Annotated in this window: 19 protein-coding genes; 17 read left to right on the top strand and 2 right to left on the bottom strand. The window is 71.3% G+C overall.

All coding sequences use genetic code 11. The features are described 5' to 3' along the window. Window positions 1-244 precede the first annotated feature (244 nt). From pyrR to ACLJOU_RS23365, 15 genes are all read left to right on the top strand, one after another. Window positions 245-853: a bifunctional pyr operon transcriptional regulator/uracil phosphoribosyltransferase PyrR gene (pyrR, locus tag ACLJOU_RS23295; RefSeq protein ID WP_410569861.1), complete on the top strand. Its 609-nt coding sequence runs from the start codon at window positions 245-247 to the stop codon at window positions 851-853. Beyond that, entirely contained in the window at window positions 850-1,782 is a 933-nt protein-coding gene (locus tag ACLJOU_RS23300; RefSeq protein ID WP_410569863.1) for an aspartate carbamoyltransferase catalytic subunit, read from the top strand. The genes pyrR and ACLJOU_RS23300 overlap by 4 nt, the downstream gene beginning before the upstream one ends. Then, entirely contained in the window at window positions 1,779-3,065 is a 1,287-nt protein-coding gene (locus tag ACLJOU_RS23305) for a dihydroorotase (protein ID WP_410569865.1), read from the top strand. Before ACLJOU_RS23300 ends, ACLJOU_RS23305 begins: the two co-directional genes overlap by 4 nt. Next, window positions 3,065-3,559: a transporter gene (locus tag ACLJOU_RS23310; protein ID WP_410569867.1), complete on the top strand. Its 495-nt coding sequence runs from the start codon at window positions 3,065-3,067 to the stop codon at window positions 3,557-3,559. Before ACLJOU_RS23305 ends, ACLJOU_RS23310 begins: the two co-directional genes overlap by 1 nt. Continuing rightward, window positions 3,556-4,677 carry a glutamine-hydrolyzing carbamoyl-phosphate synthase small subunit gene (carA, locus tag ACLJOU_RS23315; protein WP_410569869.1) on the top strand — a complete coding sequence of 374 codons (1,122 nt, stop codon included), beginning with the start codon at window positions 3,556-3,558 and terminating at the stop codon, window positions 4,675-4,677. The genes ACLJOU_RS23310 and carA overlap by 4 nt, the downstream gene beginning before the upstream one ends. Continuing rightward, window positions 4,674-5,831 carry an AAA family ATPase gene (locus ACLJOU_RS23320; protein ID WP_410569871.1) on the top strand — a complete coding sequence of 386 codons (1,158 nt, stop codon included), beginning with the start codon at window positions 4,674-4,676 and terminating at the stop codon, window positions 5,829-5,831. Before carA ends, ACLJOU_RS23320 begins: the two co-directional genes overlap by 4 nt. Then, complete coding sequence (locus tag ACLJOU_RS23325; protein ID WP_410569873.1) at window positions 5,828-6,439, top strand: DUF4276 family protein; 612 nt, start codon at window positions 5,828-5,830, stop codon at window positions 6,437-6,439. Before ACLJOU_RS23320 ends, ACLJOU_RS23325 begins: the two co-directional genes overlap by 4 nt. Further along, window positions 6,439-9,753: a carbamoyl-phosphate synthase large subunit gene (gene carB, locus ACLJOU_RS23330; protein ID WP_410569874.1), complete on the top strand. Its 3,315-nt coding sequence runs from the start codon at window positions 6,439-6,441 to the stop codon at window positions 9,751-9,753. Before ACLJOU_RS23325 ends, carB begins: the two co-directional genes overlap by 1 nt. Next, window positions 9,750-10,598 (top strand): orotidine-5'-phosphate decarboxylase, encoded by an 849-nt coding sequence (gene pyrF / locus ACLJOU_RS23335; protein ID WP_410569875.1) that lies wholly within the window; start codon window positions 9,750-9,752, stop codon window positions 10,596-10,598. Before carB ends, pyrF begins: the two co-directional genes overlap by 4 nt. A 107-nt stretch (window positions 10,599-10,705) precedes the next feature. Beyond that, the gene (mihF, locus tag ACLJOU_RS23340; RefSeq protein WP_003096398.1) at window positions 10,706-11,023 is read left to right on the top strand and encodes an integration host factor, actinobacterial type; all 318 of its coding nucleotides are present in this window, start codon (window positions 10,706-10,708) and stop codon (window positions 11,021-11,023) included. Beyond that, window positions 11,020-11,649 (top strand): guanylate kinase, encoded by a 630-nt coding sequence (gene gmk / locus ACLJOU_RS23345; RefSeq protein WP_410569877.1) that lies wholly within the window; start codon window positions 11,020-11,022, stop codon window positions 11,647-11,649. Before mihF ends, gmk begins: the two co-directional genes overlap by 4 nt. Window positions 11,650-11,737: 88 nt before the next feature. Further along, window positions 11,738-12,007, top strand: a complete 270-nt coding sequence (gene rpoZ / locus ACLJOU_RS23350) for a DNA-directed RNA polymerase subunit omega (RefSeq protein ID WP_072480291.1) — start codon at window positions 11,738-11,740, stop codon at window positions 12,005-12,007. Continuing rightward, the gene (gene coaBC, locus ACLJOU_RS23355) at window positions 12,000-13,220 is read left to right on the top strand and encodes a bifunctional phosphopantothenoylcysteine decarboxylase/phosphopantothenate--cysteine ligase CoaBC (RefSeq protein ID WP_410569880.1); all 1,221 of its coding nucleotides are present in this window, start codon (window positions 12,000-12,002) and stop codon (window positions 13,218-13,220) included. The genes rpoZ and coaBC overlap by 8 nt, the downstream gene beginning before the upstream one ends. A gap of 93 nt (window positions 13,221-13,313) precedes the next feature. Further along, window positions 13,314-14,516, top strand: coding sequence for a methionine adenosyltransferase (gene metK / locus ACLJOU_RS23360; protein ID WP_410569882.1), 1,203 nt, complete (start codon window positions 13,314-13,316; stop codon window positions 14,514-14,516). Window positions 14,517-14,696: 180 nt separating this feature from the next. Next, window positions 14,697-16,787 carry a primosomal protein N' gene (locus ACLJOU_RS23365; protein ID WP_410569884.1) on the top strand — a complete coding sequence of 697 codons (2,091 nt, stop codon included), beginning with the start codon at window positions 14,697-14,699 and terminating at the stop codon, window positions 16,785-16,787. A 265-nt stretch (window positions 16,788-17,052) separates the two neighbouring features. Here the strand turns inward: ACLJOU_RS23365 and ACLJOU_RS23370 are convergent, their stop codons facing one another. Continuing rightward, window positions 17,053-18,405, bottom strand: coding sequence for a hypothetical protein (locus tag ACLJOU_RS23370; RefSeq protein ID WP_410569885.1), 1,353 nt, complete (start codon window positions 18,403-18,405; stop codon window positions 17,053-17,055). 379 nt (window positions 18,406-18,784) lie between these two features. Between ACLJOU_RS23370 and ACLJOU_RS23375 the strand changes: the two genes are divergently transcribed. Beyond that, entirely contained in the window at window positions 18,785-19,195 is a 411-nt protein-coding gene (locus ACLJOU_RS23375; protein WP_410569886.1) for a hypothetical protein, read from the top strand. On the opposite strand, the gene ACLJOU_RS23380 is transcribed toward ACLJOU_RS23375, so the two are convergent. Next, entirely contained in the window at window positions 19,105-19,905 is an 801-nt protein-coding gene (locus ACLJOU_RS23380) for a lysozyme (RefSeq protein WP_410569887.1), read from the bottom strand. The two genes, ACLJOU_RS23375 and ACLJOU_RS23380, sit on opposite strands and share 91 nt — an antisense overlap. 204 nt (window positions 19,906-20,109) lie before the next feature. Between ACLJOU_RS23380 and ggt the strand changes: the two genes are divergently transcribed. After that, complete coding sequence (gene ggt / locus ACLJOU_RS23385) at window positions 20,110-21,906, top strand: gamma-glutamyltransferase (RefSeq protein ID WP_410569888.1); 1,797 nt, start codon at window positions 20,110-20,112, stop codon at window positions 21,904-21,906. Window positions 21,907-22,547: the final 641 nt, after the last annotated feature.

The raw sequence follows: 22,547 nt of genomic DNA on the forward strand, positions 1-22,547 counted from the left end.
TCGTTCTCCGTTCTTCACCCCCTCCCGGTCGGGGTGACCGGGCCGGGGGACTCGCTGAGTCGAATACTCAGAGTAATGGTTACGCATTGTTGTCACCAGGTCAAGCAGAAGCTTGCCGCGAATCACGCCACACCACCCGGAAGACTGAGCAAAGTGCCTGCTACTGTCGGTGGGAAAGCCCCGACCAGCAGGGGAACAGACGTCCTTTAAGGACCCGTCCGGTGAGGCGGGGAAGGAGTCCGGTTTGTCGTCACGCCCGCGTGACGCGGCTGGTTCGGCCGGGGAGCGCGAGCTCCTGACGGCCGGCGATGTCGCGCGCACGATCGCCCGAATGGCCCATCAGGTCATCGAAAAGACCGCGAACGGTGCGGAGAGCACTACCCCGCCCGTGTTGCTCGGCATCCCGTCCCGGGGCACGCCGCTCGCGGCCCGCCTGGCCGACAAGATCGGCGAGTTCTCCGGGGTCCGCCCGCCCACCGGCGCCCTCGACGTCACCCTCTACCGGGACGACCTCCGCCGCCGCCCGCCGCGTGCCCTCGAGCAGACGCAGCTGCCCGCCGACGGCATCGACGACCGCGTCGTGATCCTCGTCGACGACGTGCTCTTCTCCGGCCGCACGATCCGGGCCGCGCTCGATGCCCTGCGTGATCACGGCCGCCCCCGCGCCGTGCAGCTGGCCGTGCTGGTCGACCGCGGTCACCGCGAGCTGCCGATCCGCGCCGACTACGTCGGCAAGAACGTGCCGACCGCCCGGACCGAGGGTGTCTCCGTCCTGCTGGCCGAGATCGACGGCCGCGACGCCGTCCTGTTGCGTCCGTCCGAGCCCGACACTGCTGCTGGAGAGGACTCGTGAAGCACCTGCTCGCCACCGACGGCCTGGACCCGGCGCTGGCCACGGCCGTGCTCGACACGGCCGAAGAGCTGAAGCACACCCTGCTCGGCCGCGAGGTCAAGAAGCTGCCGACGCTGCGCGGCCGCACGGTGATCACCCTGTTCTACGAGAACTCGACCCGCACCCGGGTGTCGTTCGAGATCGCCGGGAAGTGGATGAGCGCGGACGTGGTCAACGTCTCCGCGTCAAGCTCCTCGGTCAACAAGGGGGAGTCCCTGCGGGACACCGCGCTGACGCTGGCCGCCGCGGGCGCCGACTGCGTGATCGTCCGGCACCCCGCCAGCGGCGCCGCCCAGCGGCTCTCGGAGTGGCTCGCCGAGCCCGGCACGTCCGTGGTCAACGCCGGCGACGGCACCCACGAGCACCCGACGCAGGCGCTGCTCGACGCGGCCACGCTGCGGGAACGCCTCGGGTCGCTCAAGGACCGCCGGATCGCGATCGTCGGGGACGTCCTGCACAGCCGCGTCGCCCGCTCGAACATCCACCTGCTCTCGGCCCTGGGCGCCGAAGTCGTGCTCGTCGCACCGCCGACGTTGCTGCCTTACGGCGTCGAAAGCCTTCCGGTGACCGTTTCGCACGATCTCGACGCCGAGCTCCCCGCGGTCGACGCCGTCATGATGCTGCGCGTCCAAGCCGAGCGCATGCACGGAGGTTTCTTCCCGTCGGCGCGGGAGTACTCCATCGCGTACGGCCTCTCGGAACGGCGGCAGAAGCTGCTGCCGGACCACGCGGTCGTGCTGCACCCCGGCCCGATGCTGCGCGGGATGGAGATCGCGAGCGCGGTCGCCGACTCCCCGGCCTCGGCCATCACCGAGCAGGTCCGCAACGGCGTCCACGTGCGCATGGCGGTCCTTTACCACCTCCTGGCCAGCGAAGGAGCCGCAGCGTGAGCACCGTGATCAAGGGCGCCCGCCCGTACGGCGAGGGCGACCCGGTCGACGTCCTGGTCGAGGACGGCGTGATCACCGCGATCGGCGCCGTCGACGTCCCGGAAGACGCCGAAGTCATCGACGCGGGCGGACAGATCCTGCTGCCCGGCTTCGTCGACCTGCACACCCACCTGCGCGAACCCGGCCGCGAGGACACCGAGACGATCGACACCGGCTCCGCCGCCGCGGCGCTCGGCGGCTACACGGCGGTGTTCGCCATGGCCAACACCGACCCGGTCGCCGACAACGCCGTGATCGTCGACCACGTCTGGCGGCGCGGCCAGGAGGTCGGCCTGGTCGACGTCCACCCGGTCGGCGCGGTCACCGTCGGGCTCAAGGGCGAGAAGCTCGCCGAGCTGGGCACGATGGCGAAGTCGCAGGCCCGGGTGAAGGTGTTCTCCGACGACGGCCTCTGCGTCGCCGACCCGCTGCTCATGCGCCGCGCGCTGGAGTACTCGACCGCGCTCGACGTCGTCATCGCGCAGCACGCGGAGGAGCCGCGGCTTACCGTCGGCGCCCAGGCCCACGAGGGCGAGCGCGCGGCCCGGCTCGGCTACACCGGCTGGCCGGCCGCCGCCGAGGAATCCATCGTGGCCCGCGACTGCCTGCTGGCGCTGCACGCGAACGCGCGGCTGCACGTCTGCCACGTTTCGACGGCGGGCACAGCGGACGTGCTGCGCTGGGCCAAGGACCGCGGCACGAAGGTGTCCGCCGAGGTCACCCCGCACCACCTGCTGCTCACCGACGAGCGCCTGGCCACCTACGACCCGGTCAACAAGGTGAACCCGCCGCTGCGCACCGAGTCCGACGCCGAAAAGCTGCGCGCGGCCCTGGCCGAAGGCGTCATCGACTGCGTCGCCACCGACCACGCCCCGCACGCCGTGCAGGACAAGGACACGGAGTGGAGCGCGGCCCGGCCGGGGATGCTCGGGCTGCAGACGGCGCTGTCCATCGTCACCGAAACCATGGTCCGCACCGGCCTGCTCGACTGGCGCGGCGTCGCCCGCGTGCTGAGCGAGCGGCCCGCCGAAATCGGCAACCTGGCCGACCAGGGCCGGCCGATCGCGGTGGGGGAGCCGGCGAACCTGACGCTGGTCGACCCGGACGCCGAGTGGACGGTCCGGGGCGCCGAGCTGGCGAGCATCGCGGCCAACACCCCGTACGAGGGAATGCGGCTGCCCGGCGTGGTGACCGCCACGCTGCTGCGCGGGCGGCTCACCGCCCGGGACGGGAAGATCTGCTGATGGAGCGCTTCTGGCTCGTGCTGGCGATCGTCGCCTTCTTCCTGCTCTGCCTCTGGGGCATGTACGTCGGCTGGCGGCGCAAGGCGCGCTCGCAGAGCGTGCAGGTGCCGCCGTTCCCCGCCATCCCCTCGGACCCGGGTGACGTCCTGCTGGAGTCCACCGGCGTCTACCTCGCCACGACGTTCGCGGGGCAGTGGCAGAACCGGGTCGTCACCCGCGGCGCGGGACTGCGCACCGGCGCGGTCTGGCGGCTGCACGACGGCGGTATCGCCGTCGAGCGCGGGGGAGCACCGGACTTCTGGATCCCGCGGGACGCGATCACCGGCGTCCGGCGCGACACGAAGATCGCCGGGAAGGTGATGGGCACCGAGGCCCTGCTCGTCATCACCTGGCGGCTCGGCGAGACCGAGCTCGACACCGGCTTCCGGGGCGACGACCTCGACGACTATCCACAGTGGATCGAACGGATCCGGATCAAGGGAGGTGCCCAGTGAACGCGCGCGCTCAGGCCGCACTGGTACTCGAAGACGGCCGGGTGTTCCGCGGCGCCGCCTACGGCGCACAGGGGCGGAGCCTCGGCGAGGCGGTGTTCTGCACCGGGATGACCGGTTACCAGGAGACGCTGACCGACCCGTCCTACCACGGCCAGATCGTGGTGCAGACGGCGCCGCAGATCGGCAACACCGGCTGGAACGACGAGGACGACGAGTCCTCGAAGATCTGGGTCAACGGTTACGTCGTCCGCGACCCCGCGCGCACGCCGTCCAACTGGCGTTCCAAGCGCTCGCTGGACGAGGAGCTGGTGCGCCAGGGGATCGTCGGCATCGCCGAGGTCGACACCCGCTCGCTGACCCGCCACCTGCGCGAGGTCGGCGCGATGCGCGCCGGGGTGTTCTCCGGCGACGCGCTGGGCAGCGTCGACGACATGGTCGCCGAGGTGCTGGCGAGCCCGAAGATGGAAGGCGCCGACCTGGCCGGCCAAGTGACCACGCCGAAGCCGTACGTGGTCTCACCGTCCGGTGACGTCCGCTTCCGGGTGGCGGCGCTGGACCTGGGCATCAAGTCGAACACCCCGCGCCAGATGGTCAAGCGCGGCATCGAGGTGCACGTGCTGCCCTCGACGTCGTCGCTGGAGGAGCTGCTGGCGATCGAGCCGGACGGCGTGTTCCTGTCGAACGGCCCGGGCGACCCGGCCACGACGACGCACGCGACCGAGCTGACCAAGCAGGTCCTCGGCCGCGAGATCCCGCTGTTCGGCATCTGCTTCGGCAACCAGGTCCTCGGCCGCGCGCTGGGCCTCGGGACGTACAAGATGCGCTACGGCCACCGCGGCATCAACATCCCGGTGATCGACGTGGCGACTCGCTCCGTGGCGATCACGGCGCAGAACCACGGGTTCGCCCTCGAAGGCGAGCCGGGCCAGCGCTTCGAGTCCCCGTTCGGCGCGGCGCAGATCAGCCACTACTGCCCGAACGACGACACGGTCGAGGGCGTCCGCGCGCTGGACGTCCCGGCGTTCTCGGTCCAGTACCACCCCGAAGCCGCGGCCGGCCCCCACGACGCGGCGCCCCTGTTCGACGAATTCGTTTCGCTCATGGAGAAGCGGTCGTGACCCTCACGACCGGCATCGAACGGCTCCGGATCCGGAACTTCCGAGTGCTCCGGGACGTCGAGCTGGGCGAGCTCACCGCCGTCACGGTCCTGCTCGGACCAAACGGAAGTGGCAAGTCGACGGTGTTCGATGCGCTGCGATTCCTCGCCGAATCGTTCCGCCTGGGACTGCTACCGGCTTGGGAGCGGCGAGGCGGAATCGCCGACATCGGTACCCGCGGCGCGACCGGTCTGATCGAGATCGAGCTGGATTGCCGCGTCGAGAATGCCGTCGGCCGCTACCGGCTGGTCATCGATCACGAAGACGACCTCCCCGTGGTGGCCGAAGAGAGGCTGGTCTGGCAGGACGACGCGCAAGCCCCGTTCAATGCACTGGAGCTCCGACGCGGGATCGGGACAGTTACTCGCGCCGGCGTCGAGAAAGAGCCGATCGAGCTGGCCGCACCGGATCTGCTTGGCGTCGGTGTGGTGAGCCAGTTCGCGGCCAACGCCGAAGTCGGCCGGTTCCGCCGGTTCATCGCCGGGATCCGTCTTGTCGATCTCGACCTCGCCGCGATGCGCCGAGGAGCGAAGATCGGTGGTTCGTCGAAACTTGAGCGCTCAGGTCGCAACATCGGTGCGGTCGTCGAGCACCTTCGCACGGAACGACCGGAACAGTGGTCGGAAATTCGGCGTTCGTTGCGTCGCTACGTCCCGGGACTGGACGATATCGAGCCCTTGCAGCAGGGTGATGGCAGCTGGATCGTGCGCCTGCGGGAGCAAGATGGCGGCGAGCCAGTCGCACCGGAGAACATTTCCGACGGGACGTTGCACTTGCTCGGCTACCTGGTCGCGCTACGCACAAACACCTCGGTGCTGCTCATCGAGGAGCCGGAGAATCAGGTTCACCCGCGATTGCACTACCTTCTTGCCGAGGACGCGCGCGAAGGTGAAAGCGACCAGGTGATCGTCGCGACACATGCTCCGCGGTTCGTTGATGCGGTGCAGCCGGCGGAGGTCTGGGCGTTCGCTCGTGGTGCGGAAGGCTATTCAGAAGTCAAGCGTGTCTCCAACGAAGCGCCGGTCGTCCGCATGGTCGAGAACGGCGGAGCACTCGGCGACCTGTGGACCGAGGGGTACTTCCGGTTCGGCGACCCGCTCGAGGAGCGCCCGTGACCGTGCTCGCTCCCTGCCGCCTCGAAGTGCTCGTCGAGGAACTGTCCGCGGAAGAGGCGCTGAAAGCACTTCTCCCGAAAATCGTCCCCGGCGTCGATTTCCAGATCATCCCCTTCAAGGGCAAGACCGACTTGCTGCGCAAGCTCCCCGTCCGGCTCCGGGACTACACGTACTACTGGGCCGAAACAGGCTTGCGGATCGTCGTCCTGCTCGACCGGGATGACGACGACTGCGCCGTGCTCAAGAACCGGCTCGTCGAGATCGCGCGCGAAGCTGGGCTGCCCGGCGAAGCGGCCCTGTTCCGCATCGTGATCGAGGAACTCGAAGCCTGGTTCCTCGGCGACGTCCCGGCGCTGAACGCGGCCTACTCCCGCGTACCGCTCAGCCTGGACAGCCAGACCAAGTTCCGCGACCCGGAGAACGTTCCCGGCGGGGCGTGGGAGGGCCTGGAGCACGCGCTGCAGAAGCACGGCTACCACAAGAAGGGCCTCCAGAAGGTCCGGGCGGCGCGCGAGATCGCGCCCCACATGGACATCGAGAACAACCGATCCAAAAGTTTTCAGGTCTTCCGCGACGGCTTGCGGCGCCTGGTGAAAGAAGGAAACTGATGCCGAAGAGGACGGACATCCAGCACGTGCTGGTGATCGGCTCCGGGCCGATCGTGATCGGGCAGGCCGCGGAGTTCGACTACTCCGGCACCCAGGCCTGCCGGGTGCTGCGCAGCGAAGGGCTGCGCGTCTCCCTGGTGAACTCGAACCCGGCCACCATCATGACCGACCCCGAGTTCGCCGACGCCACCTACATCGAGCCGGTGACTCCGGACTTCGTCGAAAAGGTCATCGCTGAAGAGCGCCCCGACGCGCTGCTCGCGACCCTGGGCGGGCAGACCGCGCTCAACTGCGCCGTCGCGCTGCACGAGCGGGGCGTGCTCGACAAGTACGGCGTCGAGCTGATCGGCGCCGACATCGACGCCATCCAGCGCGGTGAGGACCGGCAGAAGTTCAAGGACATCGTCCGCACCATCGGTGCCGAGGTCCCGCGCTCCCGCGTCTGCCACGACATGGCCGAGGTCCGCGACACCGTCGCCGAACTCGGCCTCCCGGTCGTCATCCGGCCGTCCTTCACCATGGGCGGGCTCGGGTCCGGCATGGCGCACACGCCCGAGGACCTCGAGCGGCTCGCCTCCACCGGCCTCGCCGAATCCCCGGTCACCGAGGTGCTCATCGAGGAGAGCGTGCTCGGCTGGAAGGAGTACGAGCTCGAGCTGATGCGCGACAAGCACGACAACGTCGTGGTCGTCTGCTCGATCGAGAACGTCGACGCGATGGGCGTGCACACGGGCGACTCGGTCACCGTCGCGCCCACCATGACCCTCACCGACCGCGAGTACCAGGTGATGCGGGACGTCGGCATCGCCGTGCTGCGCGAGGTCGGCGTCGACACCGGTGGCTGCAACATCCAGTTCGCGATCAACCCGCGCGACGGCCGGATGGTCGTCATCGAGATGAACCCGCGCGTGTCCCGCTCCAGCGCCCTGGCGTCGAAGGCCACCGGCTTCCCGATCGCCAAGATCGCCGCGAAGCTCGCCATCGGCTACACCCTCGACGAGATCCGCAACGACATCACCGGCGAGACGCCGGCGGCGTTCGAGCCCACTTTGGACTACGTCGTCGTCAAGATGCCGCGGTTCGCCTTCGAGAAGTTCCCGGGCGCGGACCCGACGCTGACCACGACGATGAAGAGCGTCGGCGAGGCGATGTCGTTCGGCCGCAGCTTCCCCGAGGCGCTCGGCAAGGTGATGCGGTCGATCGAGACCAAGGCGACCGGCTTCTGGACGCTGCCGGACCCCGAAGGCGTCACGCTTGAGTCCACTCTGGACTCACTGCGCGCGCCGAAGGAAGGCCGGCTGTACGAAGTGGAGCGGGCGCTGCGGCTCGGCGCCACCGTCGAGCAGGTGCACGAGGCCTCCGGCATCGACCCGTGGTTCATCGACCAGATCGCGCTCATCGGCGAAGTGGGCGCCGAGGTCCGCGACGCGCCGGTGCTGGACGGCGACCTCCTGCGCCGCGCCAAGCGCACCGGTCTCTCGGACCGCCAGATCGCCGCGCTGCGGCCGGAACTGGCGGGCGAGGACGGCGTCCGCGCCCTGCGCCACCGCCTCGGCGTGCGGCCGGTGTTCAAGACCGTCGACACCTGCGCGGCCGAGTTCGCGGCCAAGACGCCGTACCACTACTCGGCCTACGAGTCCGACCCCGACGCGCAGTCCGAAGTGGTCGTGCAGAGCGACAAGCCGAAGGTGCTCATCCTCGGCTCCGGCCCGAACCGGATCGGCCAGGGCATCGAGTTCGACTACTCCTGCGTGCACGCGGCGATCGCGTTGCGGGAGGCCGGGTTCGAGGCCGTCATGGTCAACTGCAACCCGGAAACCGTGTCCACCGACTACGACACGTCCGACCGGCTGTACTTCGAGCCGCTGTCCTTCGAGGACGTCCTCGAGGTCGTGCACGCCGAGCAGGCGTCCGGCACGGTCGCCGGCGTCATCGTCCAGCTCGGCGGCCAGACCCCGCTGGGCCTGGCGAAGAAGCTCGCCGACGCCGGGGTCCCGGTGGTCGGCACGCCGCCCGAGGCGATCAACCTGGCCGAGGACCGCGGCGCGTTCGGCGAGGTCCTGACCGACGCCGGCCTGCCCGCCCCGCGCTACGGCACGGCGACGTCGTTCGAGGGCGCCAAGCGGATCGCCGACGAGATCGGCTACCCGGTGCTCGTCCGGCCGTCCTACGTGCTCGGCGGCCGCGGCATGGAGATCGTCTACGACGAGGAGACCCTGGCCGGCTACATCCGCCGCGCCACCGAGGTCACCCCGGAACACCCGGTGCTCGTGGACCGCTTCCTCGACGACGCCATCGAAATCGACGTCGACGCGCTGTTCGACGGCGAGGAGCTCTACCTCGGCGGCGTCATGGAGCACATCGAGGAGGCCGGGATCCACTCCGGCGACAGCTCGTGCGCGCTGCCGCCGATCACGCTCGGCCACACCGACCTGCAGGCCGTCCGCAGCTCCACCGAGGCGATCGCCCGCGGCGTCGGGGTCCGCGGTCTCCTGAACGTCCAGTACGCGCTCAAGGACGACGTCCTGTACGTCCTCGAGGCCAACCCGCGCGCGTCGCGGACGGTGCCGTTCGTGTCCAAGGCGACGGCGGTGCCGCTGGCCAAGGCCGCCGCGCTGATCATGACCGGCTCGACCATCAAGGACCTGCGCGCGAGCGGGGTCCTGCCGGCCGAGGGCGACGGCGGGCGGATGCCGGCCGACTCGCCGGTCGCGGTGAAGGAGGCCGTCCTGCCCTTCCACCGCTTCCGCACCCCCGAAGGCCACGGCGTCGACTCGCTGCTCGGCCCGGAGATGAAGTCCACCGGCGAGGTGATGGGCGTCGACGTCTCCTTCGGCAAGGCGTTCGCCAAGTCCCAGAGCGGCGCCTACGGTTCGCTGCCGACGTCCGGCCGCGTGTTCGTCTCGGTGGCCAACCGCGACAAGCGCTCGCTGGTGTTCCCGGTGAAGCGGCTGGCGGACCTCGGCTTCGAGGTCCTCGCCACCTCCGGCACCGCGGAAGTGCTGCGGCGCAACGGGATTCCGTGCACGGTGGTGCGCAAGCACTACGAGGGTTCGACCGAGGCCGAGCCGAACATCGTGGACGTCATCCTCAACGGCGACGTCGACATGGTGATCAACACCCCGTACGGCAACAGCGGCCCGCGCGTCGACGGCTACGAAATCCGCACCGCCGCGGTGTCGCGCGACATCCCGTGCGTGACGACCGTGCAGGGCGCCGCGGCGGCCGTGCACGGCATCGAGGCGCTGATCCGGGGCGACATCGGGGTCAAGTCGCTGCAGGAGCTGCAGGCGGCGCTGAAGGCGAAGTCGTGAGCGGGCGGGAGCGGTTCGGGGCGCGGCTGGCGAAAGCCGTCGCGGCCCGCGGCCCGCTGTGCGCCGGGATCGACCCCCACCCGGGCCTGATCGAGGCCTGGGGCCTCCCGGTGGACGTCTCGGGCCTGGAGCGGTTCGCGCTGTCCGCCACGGAGGTCCTGGCGGCGCGCACGGCGATCGTGAAGCCGCAGTCGGCGTTCTTCGAAAGTTTCGGGACGGCCGGTGTCCGGGTGCTGGAACGGGTGGTCGAGACCGCCCGCGAAGCCGGCGCGCTGGTGCTGTTGGACGTCAAGCGCGGCGACATCGGGTCGACGATGGGTGCCTACACCGCCGCGTACGTCGCCGACGGCGCGGCGATCGCCGCGGACGCGATCACCGTTTCGCCGTACCTCGGGTTCGGCTCTTTGGCCCAATGTGCCGAAACGGCGATCTCGGCGGGCCGCGGCATCTTCGTGCTTGCCCGGACTTCGAACCCCGAAGCGGGCGAGGTGCAGAACGCGAAGCTGCCCGACGGGCGCACGGTCGCGCAGGCGATCGTCGATTCCGCGGCGGCGCTCAACGCAGCCGCGGAACCGCTCGGCGATGTGGGTGTCGTCGTCGGGGCCACCGTTCCGCCCGGGGAGCTCGACCTCTCGCGGTTGAGCGGTCCGGTGCTGGCGCCCGGTTTCGGGGCCCAGGGAGCCACTGTGGCCGATTTGCGGGCCCTGTTCGGGGCGTCCCTGCCGGGCGTGCTGCCCGCGTCGTCCCGGGACATCCTGAAGCACGGACCGGAGCAAGCGGCTTTGCGCCAAGCGGTCGAACGGGTCGCCGAAGTGCTGGCCGACCCGCAGGAAAACGGCCAATAGCAGGGCCCGGAACCGGGTCCCACCAGGCACCCCCGCATTGTGGCCGGTGCTCACGGGTGGGTACCGTCGCGTCACCCACCCAGTTTTGAGAACTACCGGAGGAAAACGTGGCACTTCCCCAGCTGACAGAGGAACAGCGCGCTGCGGCGCTGGAGAAGGCCGCCGCCGCTCGCCGCATCCGTGCTGAGCTGAAGGAGCGGCTGAAGCGGGGCGGTACCACTCTGGTCGACGTGCTGAAGCAGGCCGAGGAGAACGAAGTCCTCGGCAAGATGAAGGTTTCGGCTCTGCTCGAGGCCCTCCCGGGCGTCGGCAAGGTCCGCGCGCAGCAGACCATGGAACGACTGGAGATCGCCCCCAGCCGTCGCCTTCGCGGCCTCGGCGACCGGCAGCGCAAGGCGCTGCTGGCCGAGTTCAGCGGCGAGTGAACGGCGCCGGTCGTGACTACCCGGTGAGCCGGGGCGCCGACCGCGGCAGTGAGCCGGTGACGGGGGAGGACTCCCGGCACCGGCTCACCGTCGTATCGGGGCCTTCGGGGGTCGGGAAGTCCAGCGTGGTGGGCGAGCTGCGGAAGCTGGAGCCCGACATCTACTTCAGCGTTTCGGTCACCACCCGCAAGCCGCGCCCCGGCGAAGTGGACGGGGCGCACTACCACTTCGTCGACCGCACGGAGTTCGACGCGATGGTCGCCGACGGCAGGCTGCTGGAGTGGGCCGAGTTCGCCGGCAACCGCTACGGCACCCCGCGCGAGCCCGTCGAGAAGGCCCTCGCCGAGGGCCGCCCGGCCGTCCTGGAGATCGAGCTGCAGGGCGCCCGCCAGGTCCGCGCGGCCATGCCGGAGGCCCGACTGGTGATGCTGATGCCGCCGTCGTGGGACGAACTGGTCGGCAGGCTCACCGGCCGCGGCACCGAAAACGAGGCCGCGGTGCAGGCCCGGCTGGCCGAAGCGGAGCGCGAGCTGGCGGCGGCGGGGGAGTTCGACCACCGCCTCGTCAACGCCGACGTGCGGGAGGCGGCTGAGCACTTGCTAAACTTGATTACTGATCAGCAGTGATCCGCGGGGGTGCAACCCCCGCACCCCGCCCGGGGGGCTCCCGCCCCCACGGACCCCCCGAAGCTGTCAGAGATGTGGAGCACCACGAGTGACCAGCCAAGTGGCCTTGACCGAAGAGCTCGAGGGCATCACCAACCCCCCGATCGACGACCTGCTCGAGAAGGTCAGCTCGAAGTACGCGCTGGTGATCTACTCGGCCAAGCGCGCCCGCCAGATCAACGACTACTACGCCCAGCTGGGCGAGGGCCTGCTCGAGTACGTCGGCCCGCTCGTCGAGCCGGGCCCGCGCGAGAAGCCGCTCTCGATCGCGCTGCGCGAGATCCACGGCGGCCTGCTCGAGCACACCGAGGGTGAGTAAACCCCGCGTCGTCCTGGGCGTGGGCGGCGGCATCGCCGCCTACAAGGCCTGTGAGGTGCTGCGCGGGCTGACCGAATCCGGTCACGACGTCCGCGTAGTCCCCACCGAAGCCGCGCTGAACTTCGTCGGCGCGGCGACGTTCGAAGCCCTCTCCGGCCATCCGGTGCACACGGGTGTGTTCACCGAGGTGCCCGAGGTCCAGCACGTCCGCGTCGGCAAGGAAGCCGACCTCGTCCTGGTCGTCCCGGCCACCGCGAACCTCCTCGCCAAGGCCGCCCACGGCCTCGCCGACGACCTGCTGACGAACACGCTGCTCACCGCCCGGTGCCCGGTCGCCTTCTTCCCGGCGATGCACACGGAGATGTGGGAGCACCCCGCCACGCGCGACAACGTGGCCCTGCTGCGCTCGCGCGGCATGATCGTCACCGAGCCGGATTCCGGGCGCCTGACCGGCGTCGACACCGGCAAGGGGCGCCTGGCGAACCCGGCCGAGATCGTCGACCTGGCCAAGCTGCTGCTGGCCCGGCCCGACGCCCTCCCGCGCGACCTCGAAGGCGTCCGCGTCGTCATCTCGGCGGGCGGCACCCGCGAGCCCCTCGACCCCGTGCGCTACCTCGGCAACCGCTCGTCGGGCAAGCAGGGGTACGCGCTGGCCCGCGTCGCCGCCCAGCGCGGCGCCGACGTCACCCTGGTCGCCGCGCACACCGTCGCCCTGCCCGACCCGGCCGGCGCCGTAGTCGAGCACGTCTCGACGGCCGAGGAGCTGCGGCAGGCGGTGCACGCGGCTTCCCGGTCCGCGGACGTCGTCGTGATGGCCGCGGCCGTCGCCGACTTCCGGCCGGCGAACCGCGCCGAGCACAAGATCAAGAAGTCCGACGACGCACCGGACCCCGTCATCACCCTCGACCGCAACGCGGACATCCTGGCCGAACTGGTGCAGAACCGGCGTCCCGGACAGGTCGTCGTGGGCTTCGCCGCCGAAACCGGCGACGAACACGGCAGCGTTCTCGACCACGCTCGAGCGAAACTCAAGCGCAAGGGCGCCGACCTGCTGGTCGTCAACGCCGTGGGCGACGGGAAAGCGTTCGGCACCGAGGACAATTCGGGCTGGCTCCTCGGGTCCGATGCCACCGAAGAACCCCTACCGCTCGCGCAGAAGGCAGAACTGGCGTCCATGGTGTGGGACGCTGTTGTGAGCTTCATGAAGCGTTGACCGTCCCTGGAGCGATAGTCAGTACGCTTGCATCGGTAAGGGGTGCCTAACTTTCGGGGCATCCGACGTCTAGGTGAGGAAGTGACGGCCACCGTGACCGCGTCTAGCAGCAGATTGTTCACCTCGGAGTCGGTGACCGAAGGGCACCCCGACAAGATTTGCGACGCCATCAGCGATTCGATCCTCGACGGCCTGCTGTCGAAGGACCCGCGCAGCCGCGTCGCGGTCGAAACCCTGATCACCACCGGCCAGGTGCACGTGGCCGGCGAGGTGACCACCGAGGCCTACGCCGACATCCCGACGATCGTCCGCGACGTCATCCTCAAGATCGGCTACGACTCCTCCGCCAAGGGCTTCGACGGCAACTCCTGCGGCGTCAACGTCGCGATCGGCTCGCAGTCGCCCGACATCGCCCAGGGCGTCGACACCGCGTACGAGTCGCGGGTCGAGTCGGACGAGGACGAGATCAACCGCCAGGGTGCCGGCGACCAGGGCCTGATGTTCGGCTACGCCTGCTCGGACACCCCCGAGCTGATGCCGCTGCCGATCGCGCTGGCCCACCGGCTGTCGAAGCGGCTGACCGCGGTCCGCAAGGACGGCGTGCTGCCGTACCTGCGCCCGGACGGCAAGACCCAGGTGACCATCGAGTACGCCGGTGACCAGCCGGTCCGCCTCGACACGGTCGTCGTGTCCTCGCAGCACGCCGACGGCATCGACCTGGAGCGGATGCTCAGCGTCGACGTCAAGGAGCACGTCGTCGGCCCGGAGCTCGAGGGCCTGGGCATCGACACCTCCGGCGCGCGCCTGCTGGTCAACCCGACCGGCCGGTTCGTCATCGGCGGCCCGATGGGCGACGCCGGCCTCACCGGGCGCAAGATCATCGTCGACACCTACGGCGGCATGGCCCGCCACGGCGGTGGCGCCTTCTCGGGCAAGGACCCGTCCAAGGTCGACCGCTCCGCCGCGTACGCGATGCGCTGGGTGGCCAAGAACGTCGTCGCCGCGGGCCTGGCCCAGCGGACCGAGGTCCAGGTCGCGTACGCGATCGGCAAGGCGGCCCCGGTCGGCCTGTTCGTCGAGACGTTCGGCACCGAGACGGTCGACCCGTCGAAGATCCAGCAGGCCATCACCGAGGTCTTCGACCTCCGGCCGGCGGCGATCATCCGCGACCTCGACCTGCTGCGCCCGATCTACGCCCCGACGGCGGCGTACGGCCACTTCGGCCGCCCGGAGCTCAACCTCCCCTGGGAGAGCACGTCCCGCGCCGAGGCCCTCAAGGCCGCGGCGGGCGCCTGACGCACGCGCGCTCTCCGGCGCCGGTCCGTCCCCAAGCGCCCCAATGTGGCCTTCGGTGCGTGTGACGCACCGAAGGCCGCCTTGGGTGCGTGTGACGCACCGAAGGCCGCCTTGGGGCGCTTGAGCTGCGGCAGGGTACTCACCGCGGGGTTGTCGGTGGGGTCTGGTAGAGATCACGGCGTGAGCAGTTCCGAGCCCGCCGCCCTCTGGGAGCTCCCGGAGAAGCCGCCTTCGCCGAAGGCGGCGCCCTCGCGTGCCCGGAAGAAGCCGGGAGAGAAGCCGAAGGGCGCGCAGTCGCCCGCGCCCGAGCGGCCGGTGGCCCGCGTCGTCGTGGACATCCCGCTGGCCCACCTGGACCGCACCTTCGACTACCTGGTGCCGGAGAAGCTGCACGAGACCGCGGTGCCGGGCTGCCGCGTCCGGGTCCGGTTCGCCGGGCAGCTGGTCGACGGCTACCTGATCGATCGCGGCGAGACCAGCGACTACGGCAGCAAGCTGGCGTTCCTCGACCGGGTGACCTCGGCCGAGCCGGTGCTGCCCCCGTCGCTGCACGCGGTGTGCCGGTCGGTCGCCGACCGCTACGGCGGCACCCTCTCCGACGTCCTGCGGCTCGCGATCCCGCCGCGGCACGCCAAGACCGAGGGCGAGCCGCCGCTGCCGCCGGCGGCCCTCCCGGAGGCGCCGGACACCGCCGCGTGGGCGCGCTACCAGCGTGGTCCCGCGTTCCTGGAGGCCCTCGCCGAGGCCAAGCCCGCGAACGCCGTCTGGCAGGCCCTGCCGGGCGAGGACTGGCCGAGTCGGCTCGCCGAAGCCGCCGGGACCGTCGCGGCCCAGGGGCGCGGCGCGGTGCTCGTGGTGCCGGACCACCGAGACCTGACCCGGGTGCACGCGGCCTGCGCGGCCGTCGTCGGCGAGGACGCCGTCGTGGCGCTGATCGCCGGCCTCGGCCCCGCCGAGCGGTACCGGCGCTGGCTCGCCGTGCTGCGCGGCGCGGTGCGGGTGGTCGTCGGGACGCGGGCGGCGATGTTCGCGCCGGTCCACGACCCCGGCCTGTTCGCCGTCTGGGACGACGGCGACGACCTGCACCTCGACCAGCACGCGCCGTACCCGCACGTCCGGGACGTCCTGATGGACCGCGCGCACGCGGCGAAGGCGTCGCTGCTGGTCGGCGGGTTCGCGCGGACGGCCGAAGCCCAGCTCCTCGTCGAGTCCGGCTGGGCGGTCCCGGTCCTGGCGGACCGCGCCACGCTGCGCTCGGCCGCTCCCCGCGTCACGCCGGTCGGCGAGGACTTCGACGTCGCCCGCGACGAGGCCGCCCGGGTCGCGCGCCTGCCCGCGGTGGCGTTCGAGGCGGCGCGCCAGGCGTTCGCGGCGGACCTCCCGACGCTGGTCCAGGTGCCGCGGCGCGGGTACGTGCCCGGCCTGGCCTGCGGCCACTGCCGCACGCCCGCCCACTGCCGCCGGTGCGCGGGGCCGCTGGCCCTGCCCGGCGGCTCGCTCGACGGGCAGCCGAAACCCCCGGCGTGCCGCTGGTGCGGCGTCCCCGAAACGGCGTTCCGCTGCACGGCGTGCGGCTCGGTCCGGCTGCGCGCGGTGATCGTGGGCGCGAAGCGGACGGCGGAGGAGCTCGGCCGCGCGTTCCCCGGCGTTCCGGTCCGCACGTCCGGGGCGGCGGAGGTCCTCGAGTCGGTGCCGGGCAAGCCGGCCCTGGTCGTGTGCACCCCGGGCGCGGAACCGGTGGCCGAAGGCGGCTACGGCGCCGCGCTGTTGCTCGACGGCTGGGCGCTGCTGGGCCGCCAGGACCTGCGCGCGGGCGAGGAGACATTGCGCCGCTGGATGGCCGCGGCGGCGCTGGTGCGCCCTGCTGCGTCGGGCGGGCGGGTGATCGTCGGCGCGGAGGCGGGCCTGGCGGTGGTCCAGGCGCTGGTCCGCTGGGACCCGGCCTGGCACGCGGGCCAGGAGCTGGCGGAGCGCCGTGAGCTGGGCTTCCCGCCGGCGATGCGCATGGCGAGCGTGGAGGGCAGCCCGGACGCGGTGGCCGGTCTGCTGGCGGACCTGCCGCTCCCCGAGTCCGGCGAGGTCCTGGGCCCGGTCCCGATCGGCGAGGTCGACGAAGAGGGCAACGCGGAACGGGAACGCGCGCTGGTCCGCGTCTCCCGCAGCGAAGGCAAGGCCCTGGCCGCGGCCATCCACGCAGCCGCGGCCCGCCGCGACGCCAAAAAGGCGACCGAGCCGATCCGCATCCAGGTCGACCCCTTGGACCTCATCTAGAAACCCGTGTCGACCCCCCAATCACGAGTGATGCCTCTCCAATCACGAGTGATGCGCCTTCAATCACGCGAGATACCCGTTCGAGCACGGGCGATTCCCCTTGCGGCACGGAGTTCTCCTGAGCGGGAGTCCGCATTCCCGTGATCGGGGAGGCATCTCGTGTGATCAGAGGGGCATCATTCGTGATTGGAGGGTCGACACGCGTGATTGGAGGGGCGACACGCGTGATTGGAGGGACGACACGCGTGACTGGAAGGACGACACGTCAGCCCGGCAGGATCGTGCCCGGCAGGGAATCCATTGCGGCGCGCGGGGAATCCGCGGCACGCGGCGGCGCGGCCGGAGCCCGGTCACCCGCGGCGGCGGCCGTGACCAGCGAGACCACCTCGGCCGCGATCGCCTGCCGCCGGGTCTCGAAATCGGTGTCCGTCAACGCTTCCGGGGCCGTCGGCTGGCCCAGCACCGGCGTGTGCAAGTGCCCGCCCGGCAGGGAATTCAAGCCCAGGCCGAGGCGCAGCCGGTTGCTGCGGTACATCGACTCGTTGGACAGGTAGTTGCCGCCGCCTCCCGAGGCGGCGATCTCGCCCGGCGCCGGGGCGTCCGACCGGCACACCGGCGTCCCCACCCCCGGCTGCGCGGAATCCGGCCACACGCAGAACGCCTGGTTGAAGTTCACCGGATAGGCACCCGTCACCGAAAGCATCCGCGTGTACGGCAGCGTCGTCTCGATGAACTGGACGTCCGGCTGCGGCCAGCCCGCCGCGGGCGGGACGCCGCCGGTGACCGACGCATTGTTGTTGTCCGGGAAGCCGCCGCGCCAAGCGCCGGCCCAGCGCTCGATGTCGAACCGGCCGGGCCGCCCCTGGCTGATCGTCATGATCACGTCCGGCCGCCGGCCGCGGTCGCGCAACGCCTCGCCGTACGCCGCCTCGACGATGCCCTCGTCGAAATAGCCCCACACCACCGGGAAGTTCACCGCCTGCACCACCGCGGGGCCCGACGGCGTGTCCAGCACCCGCCCGTCCAGCTGCAGGGCGGACGCCCCGGCCGGGTTCGAGATCCGGACGCCGGAGCCGTCGAGCTGGAACGGGTCGAAGCCGCTCACCATCACGCGCCGCGGGTGGCCTGGCGGGAAGCGGACGTCGTCGAGGCCGCGCGAACCGCGGTCGAACGCCTTGAGCAGGGCGGCCCGGTCCGGCAGCGCGAACGGCGGCCGCCACTGCCGGATTGCGCTGCTGAGCTGCAGCCGCGCCCAGTACAGCGGCCGGTCGTCGAACCGGTCGAGCGTGCCGAGATCGGGGCGGCGGCCCTGGGCACGGTCGACGGCCGTCCGCCACAGCCGCTCGCCGGCCTGCCTGACGACACGCGCGGCGCGACGCGGGGTGCGTGCCCCGCACAGATCGTGTTTCACCTCGGCGACGAGCGGGTCGAATCCCGCCAGCCGGACGAGCTCGGGGCCGACGGCGGGACCGCCCGCCGGCAGGGCCGCGGTCAGGCGGTGTTCCTCGACGGTCAGTGCGGCGGCCGGGTCGAAACAGCCGGGCGCGGCCGTGGCGGTGGCCGGGAACGCGACCAGCGGAACGGCGGTGAGCAGGGGGAGCAGGGCGGAAAGGCGCACAGTTTCCCTCCACGTCGTTGGCGACGCGGTCGAGTGTTCCGCCGACCGCGTCACCCACGGAACCCGCATAAGTCGGATTCGACGGCCCAGTCGTCAGAGGGCTGCACTCGCCGAGGCTTCGGCCGGAAGCCGCAGCCACCAGTTCGCGCGGGCGCGGACGAGGGGAGCGTGGGCCCGCAGCAGCCTCAGCCCGTCGCGGTCGCCCTTCATGCCCACCGCGTAAAGGGCGGCCCGCTGCGTGCCGGCGCCGGTCGGCTGCGCTGTGAGCAGGTGGTGCCAGAGACGCAAATTCGTCCGCCCGGGGAGGTGGGCCAGCGCCACGGCCGCCGGTCAGCGTCGACGCGAGGGTGTCGGCGAGAAGCCCGCGAAACGGCGACGCGTGCAGGACGTTGACGGTGAGGATGCGCAGATCGCTGTCGGTGCTGGCCAGCGCCTGACGGAGGATTCGCGGGCCGAGCAGATCGTGTTCGTGAGGCGCGGCCGTCGTCGCCGAGCGAGGTCTGTCTTCCGCGCCGAGCCGGTGGCATCGCCCGATTCTGACGTGCCGGCAAGGCCGACCAAGGAGTGCCTGGTGGCGCGCGTTCAAGATACAGGCCCGAAGTGGACGGTGGATCTCGACCGTGTCTACACCGCCGTTTCCGGCGCGCTGAAGGAATACCGGGGGGCGGGAGCACGCGAGGCGTGCTCCCGCCCCTGGCATCAGCCGGTCGCGAGCACCTTCAAGCGCGTGATGTCCGCACTGAAGGTGTCCTGGTCGATCGGCGAGGAGCTGTACTGCCAGAACGTGTAGAAGCCCCAGTTGTACGGCAGCGTCCCCACCGACGACGCGTAGCGCGCCACCCACAGCGGGTTCGTCGAGCTGAAGTCGCCCGTGTTGCCGGTGCACTGGCTCCACCAGCTCGTGGCCGTGTAGATCACCGGCCAGCGGGTCGTCTTCGCGTGGTACTCGTCGCTGAACGCCTTGATCCAGGCGACCATCTGCGCCGCGGTCTTGCCGTAGCAGGCGTTGTTCGGGCCCCACTCGATGTCGAGCGTGCCCGGCAGCGTCTTGCCGTCCTTCGACCAGCCGCCGCCGTGGGCGACGAAGTAGTCCGCCTGCGCCGCGCCGCCCGAAAGGTCCGGGCGGCCGTAGTGGTACGCGCCGCGGATCATGCCGACGTTGTAGGAGCCGGTGTACTGCTGGCTGAAGTACGCGTTCTGGTAGCCGGTGCCCTCGGTCGCCTTGACGTAGGCGAACCTCTTGCCCGCGCTCCAGTACGACGCCCAGTTGACGTTGCCCTGGTAGGAGCTCACGTCGATGCCGGGGACGCTCGCGTCCACCGACGCGGGCAAGAGCCCGGCCGGCGCCACCCCGTCGTGGGCGCGGATCGCGGCGCCCATCTCGTGGTTGTCCGGCTCCGGTGCGGCGCCGGCGGTGCCGGCGGTCACGACCAGCAGGGCGGTCGAGACCGTGAGCGCGGCGCCGAGCAGGCGGCGCCACGTCCGTCTTGGTGCAGTCATCTTCGGTTGTTCCTTCCGGTTGCCCTCGCGGTGCGCGGTGTGCAGGCCGCGCCGCACGATTGTGTTACAGCGCATACCGGAACGTCACTGCTCCATGTGATTTAATTTCCCGAACCCTGGAACCACGTGAAAAGCTGACAATCGGGGCGTATCGGCCCCGTTGGCGTCTTGTAGCGGGGCGAGTCAGGGGGCAGACTCGCCCGCATGTCCGCGCACAGGAGCCGCACCACGCTTGTCCTGGCCGTCGCCGCCGCGCTCACCGCCGGGGTGACCGCGCCGGCCGTCGCCGCGACACCCACCCCCAAGTCACCGGTCGCCGTCGGCTTCGGCGGTGCCGTCGCCAGCATCGACGCCGACGCCACCGCGATCGGCACGCAGGTGCTGCGCGACGGCGGGAACGCCGTCGACGCGGCCGTCGCGGTGGCCGCCGCGCTCGGCGTCACCGACCCGTTCTCCGCCGGGATCGGCGGCGGCGGGTTCTTCGTCTACTACGACGCCAAGACCCACCGCGTGCACACCCTCGACGGCCGCGAGACCGCGCCGAAGACCGCCGACGAGAACCTCTTCGTCGAGAACGGCAAGCCGCTCGCGTTCGCCGACGCCGTCACCAGCGGCCTGAGCGTCGGCGTGCCCGGCACGCCCGCGACCTGGGCCGAAGCGCTGCGCAAGTGGGGGACGCGCTCGCTGGCGAAGTCGCTGAAGCCGGCCGAGCACCTCGCGCGCAACGGCTTCGTCGTCGACCAGACGTTCCAGACGCAGGTCGCGAACAACGCCGCGCGGTTCTCGGCGTTCCCTTCGACGCGGTCGCTGTACCTGCCGGGCGGCGCGCCGCCGGCCCCGGGGACGGTCTTCCGGAACCCCGACCTCGCCGCCACGTACGCGCAGCTGGAGCGGTCCGGCGTCGAGGCGCTGTACCGCGGCCCGATCGGCGCGGACATCGCCAAGACGGTGCAGCGGCCGCCGGTCGACCCGGCCTCGACGCTGAACGTCCGGCCCGGCAAGCTGACGACGGCCGACATCGCCGCCTACCGCGCGATCGAGCGCGACCCGACCCACGCGCGCTACGAAGGCCTGGACGTCTACGGCATGCCGGCGCCGTCGTCGGGCGGGCTGACGGTCGGCGAGGCGCTGAACATCCTCGAGAACTTCGACCTGAAGCACGCGAGCAAGGCCGACTACCTGCAGTACTTCCTGGAGTCGACCCGCTTCGCGTTCGCCGACCGCAACCGCTGGATCGGCGACCCGGCGTTCGTCGACGTCCCGGCGCGCGAGCTGCTGAGCCAGCGCTTCGCGAACTCGCGGGCGTGCCTGATCTCGAAGGACAAGGCGGCGACCAGCCCGGTCGCCCCGGCTGACCCCCGCCACCCGACCCCGTGCGCGGCGGGTGCAACGGCGGCGCCGACGCCGTACGAGGGTGAGAACACGACGCACCTGACGGTGGCGGACAAGTGGGGCAACGTCGTGGCGTACACGCTGACGATCGAGCAGGAGGGCGGCAGCGGCATCGTGGTGCCGGGCCGCGGGTTCCTGCTCAACAACGAGCTGACGGACTTCTCCTTCACGCCGGTGACGCCGGGCGTGCCGGACCCGAACCTCCCGGGCCCGGGCAAGCGCCCGCGGTCCTCGATGGCCCCGACGATCGTGCTGGACCACGGCCGCCCGTTCTTCGCGACGGGCTCCCCGGGCGGGGCATCGATCATCACGACGGTGCTCCAGGTGATCCTGGGCCGGCTGGACCGGGGCCTGTCCCTGGAGGACGCGATCGCGGCCCCGCGGGCATCGCAGCGGAACTCGGCGCAGGCGCAGGTGGAGCAGGCGTTCCTGGACCAGCCGGAGACGGCGGAGCTGAAGGCCCGCGGACAGGGCTTCTCGACGGCCCCGGCGGAGATCGGCGCGGCCACCGGCGTGGAGCGGCTGCGGGACGGCCGCTGGCTGGCGGCGGCGGAACCGGTGCGGCGGGGGAGTGGGGCGGCGCAGGTGGTGTGGCCGGTTCGCTGGTAGGGCCGGTGTCGAGCACTCCGGTCGAGGAGGTGCGGCGGAGGTCGTGACGGGAGTCGTCCATGACGGCTCCTCACGGCATCGCCTGGCTTGACCGCGCTGCTCAGGCGGGGCGGCCGCCGACCGGGGGCGGCCTCTTCCGGGCGCAGTTGTGTCGTTTACGTGCGGTGTCTTCAGGGCCGCCACCCCGAAGCCTGATTGTGACTACGGACGGTGGTGCCGGGTCAAGGCGGGAAAGCGTGCCTTGACCCGGCACCACCGTCCGTGTTTCCGGCTTCGTATCGGGGTGGGCGGGGAGGTCTGGGTGGGCGCCGGTCATGCTTTCGCGTGGCGGCCGGGTCGCTGAGGGACCTGAAAAGGAACGATACGACTCTGCCGGGGCACCGCCCGTCGGCGGCTGCGGCTCTGCCGGATTCCGTGCGTCAGGGGGCCGCTGGCTTCGCCGCGACCCCAGCGCGCCGGGGTTCACGGGCCGCTGTCTTCGCCGCAATCCGCCCGCCAGGCGTCCGGGGGCTGTGCCCGCCATGGGCCGGGGGCCACCTCAAAAACACCCCCGCCCTCCCTGGGGGGCGTGCCCTTGTCCAGCCTATCGGAGCGGCCCGACGAAAAGCCGGGAAAGCGGGCTCGCGGCGCGGGGTTGTCCA

It is taken from the genome of Amycolatopsis sp. cmx-4-61, assembly GCF_046548775.1.
In the GTDB taxonomy this organism is placed as follows: Bacteria; Actinomycetota; Actinomycetes; order Mycobacteriales; family Pseudonocardiaceae; genus Amycolatopsis.

Bases quoted from the DNA above. Each gene is read 5' to 3' on its own strand.
- ggt (WP_410569888.1), top strand. From the start codon at position 20,110: ATGTCCGCGCACAGGAGCCGCACCACGCTTGTCCTGGCCGTCGCCGCC.
- ACLJOU_RS23380 (WP_410569887.1), bottom strand. From the start codon at position 19,905: ATGACTGCACCAAGACGGACGTGGCGCCGCCTGCTCGGCGCCGCGCTC.
- carB (WP_410569874.1), top strand. From the start codon at position 6,439: ATGCCGAAGAGGACGGACATCCAGCACGTGCTGGTGATCGGCTCCGGG.
- ACLJOU_RS23310 (WP_410569867.1), top strand. From the start codon at position 3,065: ATGGAGCGCTTCTGGCTCGTGCTGGCGATCGTCGCCTTCTTCCTGCTC.